Genomic DNA, 6,000 nt, shown 5'->3' with positions numbered 1-6,000 from the left:
CACTTTCGTATAGTACTATTATACTACATCGAAATCCTGAGTGAAAGAAAAAAGACAACCGCCTCCTATTAGGAGGCTAGTTGTCTACAGTCTGAACCCCTGTGTTTACAGGGGTTTATTTAAATTTTAAAAGATTTTGAAGAGGCTTTTATAGCCTCTTTTTTGTTTTTCACATATCAGGACGTTATGACGAACAGGCCATATCTCAGCGCTTATACAATATTTATTGTCATGAGCAAAAGCCGTATGGCTTCTTTATATGCTTATTTGTTATGGTATTAGGGCAGTATTTACCATGTTTGACAGCAATAGGGAGGCATGTGGATTGTGTTTGAACGGATTTTAGTGATTGAAAGTGATTCCCAGGTGCAAAAGTACATGGGGTCTTTTCTTGAAAAGCATAAGTATCAATGCGTATTGACAGATAAGGGTAAGGTTGGCTGGTCTGTTTTAAGGAACAGTTCAATGGATCTGATTATCTTGGACATGATGCTGGAGGACTATGGGGCCCTGGAATTCATAAGGGATGTACGGAGTGTGTCACAGATACCTATTATTGCAACATCATTTATGAAAGGGGAGGATGCAATCGTGATCGAGGCATTGGAATGCGGTGCGGATGATTACATCAGGAAACCATTTGGCGAGGGAGAATTTCTTGCCAGGATAAGAGCAAGGTGCAGGCGCAGAATGCTGGTTGAGGACACACAGGAACAGCCCATATTCAAGATGAGATATCTGACCGTTGATTTCGGAAAGATGAGAGTCATTGTCCATGGCAGGAGTGTGCATTTGACGCCTACGGAATATAGGCTGCTGTCAGTCCTCATCAACAACAGAGGGCGCCTGATGACCTATGAAGACATTAACGATGCTGTGTGGGGGAAAAGCCTCAAAGTGGATATCCGGAAGATAAGGGTTTATATCGGGACAGTCCGAAAGAAAATAGATGACGACTATCAAAATCCACGTTTTATCCAAACTGTTGAAGGAGCGGGATACCGATTGGTAGAATAATGCTTTATGAAATATTTATAAGCAATAGGGGGAATCCCATTGGAATTTTTATATGGTTTGATGCTACAATACGAAAACAGTTGCAACGTATATGAAGGAGGAAATGTAAATGATGGATATTTGTATGGTTGGCACCATATTAGCCAGCTGCGTGCTGATGAAGCTGTTTGTGGACTGGTGTGAATCCCAGGTGGATCCAAAGGAGAAGCAGTAAGGCGGTTCGGGATTTTAAAGGACGGAATAAAAAAGGAGTGAGGAATCGTATGATTATCTTAGGGATCATCATTGCAGGAATGGCTGCATATCTGGTGTATGCGCTTGTGTATCCGGAAAAGCTGTAAGACAGGTGTACCCTCGGAGTCTCCGGGAGTGCACAACAGATTAAGAGGAGGAAGAATAGAGATGTTTCAGATATTGATGACGTTGCTCATTTACATGGTTTTGGTGGTTCCTGTGGGAATTTATCTGTATCATGTGGCAACAAAACAAAAGACATTTGCTGATCCTGTATTTGACCGGATCGACAATCGGATTTATAAGGTCTGCCGCATTGAGCGGGGGAATATGAGCTGGAAAACCTATGCCCTTAACCTGCTTATGACAAATGCAGTTATGATATTGATCGGTTACTTGGTTTTAAGGCTGCAGGGATTGCTTTTCCTGAATCCCAATAAAATTGGGGCAATGGAACCCACCCTTTCCTATAACACGATCATTTCATTTATGACCAACACGAACCTTCAGCATTACTCCGGCGAATCCGGCCTGACCTACCTGAGCCAGGTGGTTGTCATCATATTTATGATGTTCACCTCGGCGGCAACCGGATACGCAGCCTGTATGGCATTCTGCCGCGGCATGTCCGGGAGACCTATGGGTAATTTTTATGAAGACATGGTCAGGAACACCACACGTATCCTGATTCCCATTGCATTTATAGTAGGACTGATTTTGATCTGGCAGGGTACACCGCAGAACTTCCAGTCAAATTTTACGGTACATACAATGGAGGGAAAACTCCAGGATATTGCAACGGGACCCATTGCAGCGCTGGAATCCATTAAGCATGTGGGAACAAACGGAGGTGGATTTCTGGGAGCCAACTCATCCACACCATTGGAAAACCCTACGATCATATCAAATATTGCAGAGCTTTATTCCATGATGATCCTTCCGGGTGCTTGTGTGATTGCTTTTGGCCGTATGATTGCCGACAAGCGCAGGGAGCTGGGGAAGAAGACTATCTTCGGGAAACAGGGCAGGACTGTGTTTGCAGCAATGGCCATTATCTTCATGGCAGGCCTGGCAGTCTGCTATGTATCTGAAAAAGCAGGTAATCCCATCCTTGCAGGCGTGGGCCTGAATCAGGATATGGGATCCTATGAAGGCAAGGAAGTGCGGTTTGGAATTGCCCAGTCAGCGTTATTCACCACTACGACCACTTCATTTACAACCGGAACCGTTAATAACATGCATGATACACTGACGCCGTTAGGAGGATTGGTACCTTTGCTCCATATGATGCTCAACTGTGTATTTGGAGGAAAGGGCGTAGGCCTGATGAACATGGTCATGTATGTCATATTGGCGGTGTTTATCAGCGGCCTGATGATTGGGCGTACACCGGAATACCTGGGCAAGAAGATAGAAGGGCGGGAGATGAAACTGGTGGCGGTCTGCCTTATCATTCATCCGCTGCTGATCCTTGGCTTTTCAGCTCTGGCCGTATCCACGGCAGGCGGCCTTGAGGGGATTACCAATCCGGGGTTCCACGGTCTGTCCCAGGTACTGTATGAATATAGTTCCTCAGCGGCAAACAATGGATCCGGCTTTGAGGGGCTTGCAGATAACTCTGTTTTCTGGAACATGACGGCAGGCCTGGCAATGTATTTTGGACGTTTTCCGGCTATTATACTGCAGCTGGCAATTGCCGGAAGCATTCTTGCCAAACGAAAGGTAAATGAAACGATCGGTACACTTAGAACGGATAATGTAATATTTACATTGATTCTTGTGTTTGTCGTATATATATTCGCGGCATTGACGTTCTTTCCGGCACTGGCGCTGGGACCCATCGCGGAGCACCTGACAGTCTGGTTCCCGGTAATGGGTTAAGTTAAGGAGGAAATTTCAAATGTCAAACAAGAAACAGCAAACAACAAAATTCATAACAAAGGATATACTGAAAAGCTCTATAATGGGGGCATTCCAGAAGCTTGATCCAAGATATATGAGTAAGAACCCGGTCATGTTTGTGGTTGAGATAGGATTTTTTATAACCCTTCTTCTCTGTTTTATCCCAAATATGTTTGGAGATGTAGATGCCATGGGAGACGGGTTTTCCGTGGCGTCCCTGAGGGCGTATAATGTTATTGTTACCATCATCCTTTTTATCACTGTATTATTTGCAAACTTTGCTGAATCAGTAGCGGAAGGAAGGGGAAAGGCTCAGGCGGAAACCCTTAAGAAGACAAAAAAGGACACCATTGCCCATCTGCTGATGCCGGATGGTTCAGAGACGGACATTCCGGCTTCTGAACTGAAAAAGGGAGATGTGGTGATGGTCAGGATGAACGAGCTGATCCCCAATGACGGCGAGGTCATTGAAGGAATTGCCTCTGTTGACGAATCGGCCATCACGGGTGAATCCGCGCCGGTTACCCGCGAAGCCGGAGGTGACTTTTCCTCCGTGACAGGCGGAACGACTGTGGTATCAGACTGGCTGAAGATAAAAATCGCAGCGGAACCGGGAAGTTCTTTCCTCGATAAAATGATTGCCCTGGTAGAGGGAGCGTCCAGGCAGAAGACGCCAAATGAAATCGCTCTTAACACATTGCTGGTAGGGCTGACTATTATATTCCTGATCGTCATTGTGTGCCTATACCCCTTTGCGGTTTATTCAGGGGTGCAGATTCCGGTGGCAACATTGATTGCGCTGATGGTCTGCCTGATCCCTACCACCATTGGAGGGCTGCTGTCTGCAATCGGTATCGCGGGCATGGACCGCGTTACCAGATTTAATGTGATCGCCATGTCAGGAAAGGCTGTGGAGGCTTGTGGTGACGTGGATACAATGATACTTGATAAAACAGGTACCATCACATTTGGCAACCGCCTTGCGGCGGATTTCCGGCCGGTGGCAGGGGCGGATCAACGGGAACTGATTGACTTGGCGGTATTGTCATCGCTGGAAGATACAACACCTGAGGGAAAGTCCATTGTGGAGTTGGGGAAGAAGATGGGGAGCAGGATCGATCTTTCCGTTGAGAAGAACATGGATTTCATCGAGTTTACAGCCCAATCCAAGATGTCGGGAGTTGATCTGGAGGACGGCACCAGGATACGAAAAGGGGCGGGAGAGGCGATCAAGGCATTTGTGAGCGCCCATGGCGGAAAGCTTCCAAAGGATTTGGACACGATTGTAGAGGAAATATCAAAATTAGGCGGAACACCTCTTACTGTTTGCAGAGACAACCGTATTCTCGGCGTCATTTATTTGAAAGATACGGTAAAACCGGGGCTGGTGGAGCGTTTTGCAAGACTTCGGGAAATTGGCATCAAGACCATTATGTGTACCGGTGATAACCCACTAACTGCCGCAACCATTGCAAAGGAAGCCGGTGTGGACGGTTTTATCGCCGAATGCAAGCCGGAAGATAAAATTACTGAAATCAAGAAAGAGCAGGCTGAGGGAAAAATCGTGGCAATGACAGGAGACGGAACCAATGATGCTCCGGCTCTGGCTCAGGCGGATGTGGGACTTGCAATGAATTCGGGGACCCAGGCGGCCAAAGAGGCGGCCAACATGGTGGATCTGGATTCCGACCCGACAAAAATCCTGGAAGTGGTGGAAATAGGCAAGCAGCTTTTGATTACAAGAGGGTCATTGACCACGTTTTCAATTGCCAATGATGTGGCCAAATATTTTGCCATCATACCGGCAATGTTCATGTTGGTGATTCCGCAGATGAACATGTTGAATATCATGAAGCTGACAACCCCATACAGTGCAATCCTTTCGGCGCTTATATTTAATGCCATCATCATCCCCAGCCTGATTCCCATTGCCATGCGTGGAGTAAAATATAAGCCCATGCGGTCTGATAAGATGCTGCTTAAAAATATGGGAATCTATGGAGTGGGCGGTGTGATCGTGCCATTTATAGGAATTAAGATCATCGATGTCATGGTGTCACCGTTACTTGCATTGTTAGGCTTATAAAATCAAGGCAAATAAAACGGCCGGAAGGAGATAAATATGAAATCAGTTATGAAGTATTTAAACAGCGCATTTAAATGTTCCCTGGTGCTGGGCGTGTTATGCTGTGTGGTATATCCGGCGGCATTAACCCTGGCCGGGCAGGCACTTTTCCCAAAACAGGCAAACGGAAGCCTGATCACGGTTACTGTGGACGGCCAGGAACAGGTGGTGGGCTCTGAATATGTAGGGCAGCAATTTGAGGATTCCCGCTTTTTCCACGGAAGGATCTCTTCAGTCAATTATAATTGCTATACAGAGGAGGAAAAAGCAGAGGGCAGCTATGGCGGTGTGTCATCCGGTTCCTATAATTATGGAAATTCCAATCCGGATCTGAAGGCGCGGGTGGAAGCAGACCTGGCCGCCTGGATGAAAGATCATCCCGGTGTGAAACAGGAAGATATACCCTCTGAGCTCCTGACTGCATCGGGGTCCGGCCTGGACCCGCATATAACGGTTCAGGGGGCCAGAGTACAGGTTGGAGCTGTCATGGAAGCCTCGGGCCTGACAGAAGATGAGCTGAATTCCATCATAGACAGGAATACCACAGGTAAGACATTAGGCATCTTCGGTGAAGAGACAGTCAACGTACTTGGCTGTAATCTGGACATAGCGGAAGCGTTGGGCATGATCTCAAGAGAGTAGGGATGATTTATGCAGCGGGCGCAGGTAATTGCGGAGGGGGTGGAAACCATCCCTCCGCTTTTTTGCCGTTTTTCTTTTAG

5 protein-coding genes are annotated in these 6,000 nt (G+C 46.8%); all 5 read left to right on the top strand.

Going from position 1 to position 6,000, the window contains the following annotated elements; genetic code table 11:
- The first annotated feature begins 327 nt into the window (after positions 1 to 327).
- The 5 genes from ABID13_RS25555 to kdpC all read left to right on the top strand — a co-directional run bounded on the left by ABID13_RS25555 (position 328) and on the right by kdpC (position 5,920).
- Complete coding sequence (locus tag ABID13_RS25555; protein ID WP_161797489.1) at positions 328 to 1,017, top strand: response regulator transcription factor; 690 nt, start codon at positions 328 to 330, stop codon at positions 1,015 to 1,017.
- Positions 1,018 to 1,268: 251 nt separating this feature from the next.
- Positions 1,269 to 1,358, top strand: a complete 90-nt coding sequence (gene kdpF / locus ABID13_RS25550) for a K(+)-transporting ATPase subunit F (protein WP_082082584.1) — start codon at positions 1,269 to 1,271, stop codon at positions 1,356 to 1,358.
- Positions 1,359 to 1,419: 61 nt separating this feature from the next.
- Positions 1,420 to 3,132, top strand: a complete 1,713-nt coding sequence (kdpA, locus tag ABID13_RS25545; protein ID WP_045092567.1) for a potassium-transporting ATPase subunit KdpA — start codon at positions 1,420 to 1,422, stop codon at positions 3,130 to 3,132.
- Positions 3,133 to 3,151: 19 nt separating this feature from the next.
- Entirely contained in the window at positions 3,152 to 5,239 is a 2,088-nt protein-coding gene (gene kdpB, locus ABID13_RS25540; RefSeq protein ID WP_048930334.1) for a potassium-transporting ATPase subunit KdpB, read from the top strand.
- 36 nt (positions 5,240 to 5,275) lie between these two features.
- Positions 5,276 to 5,920 (top strand): K(+)-transporting ATPase subunit C, encoded by a 645-nt coding sequence (gene kdpC, locus ABID13_RS25535; protein WP_007857946.1) that lies wholly within the window; start codon positions 5,276 to 5,278, stop codon positions 5,918 to 5,920.
- Positions 5,921 to 6,000: the final 80 nt, after the last annotated feature.

Source organism: Enterocloster citroniae, from assembly GCF_040545455.1.
Taxonomy (GTDB): Bacteria; Bacillota; Clostridia; order Lachnospirales; family Lachnospiraceae; genus Enterocloster; species Enterocloster citroniae.
The sequence above is the reverse complement of the archived record's forward strand: the minus strand, read 5'-3'. Positions and strand labels throughout refer to the sequence as shown.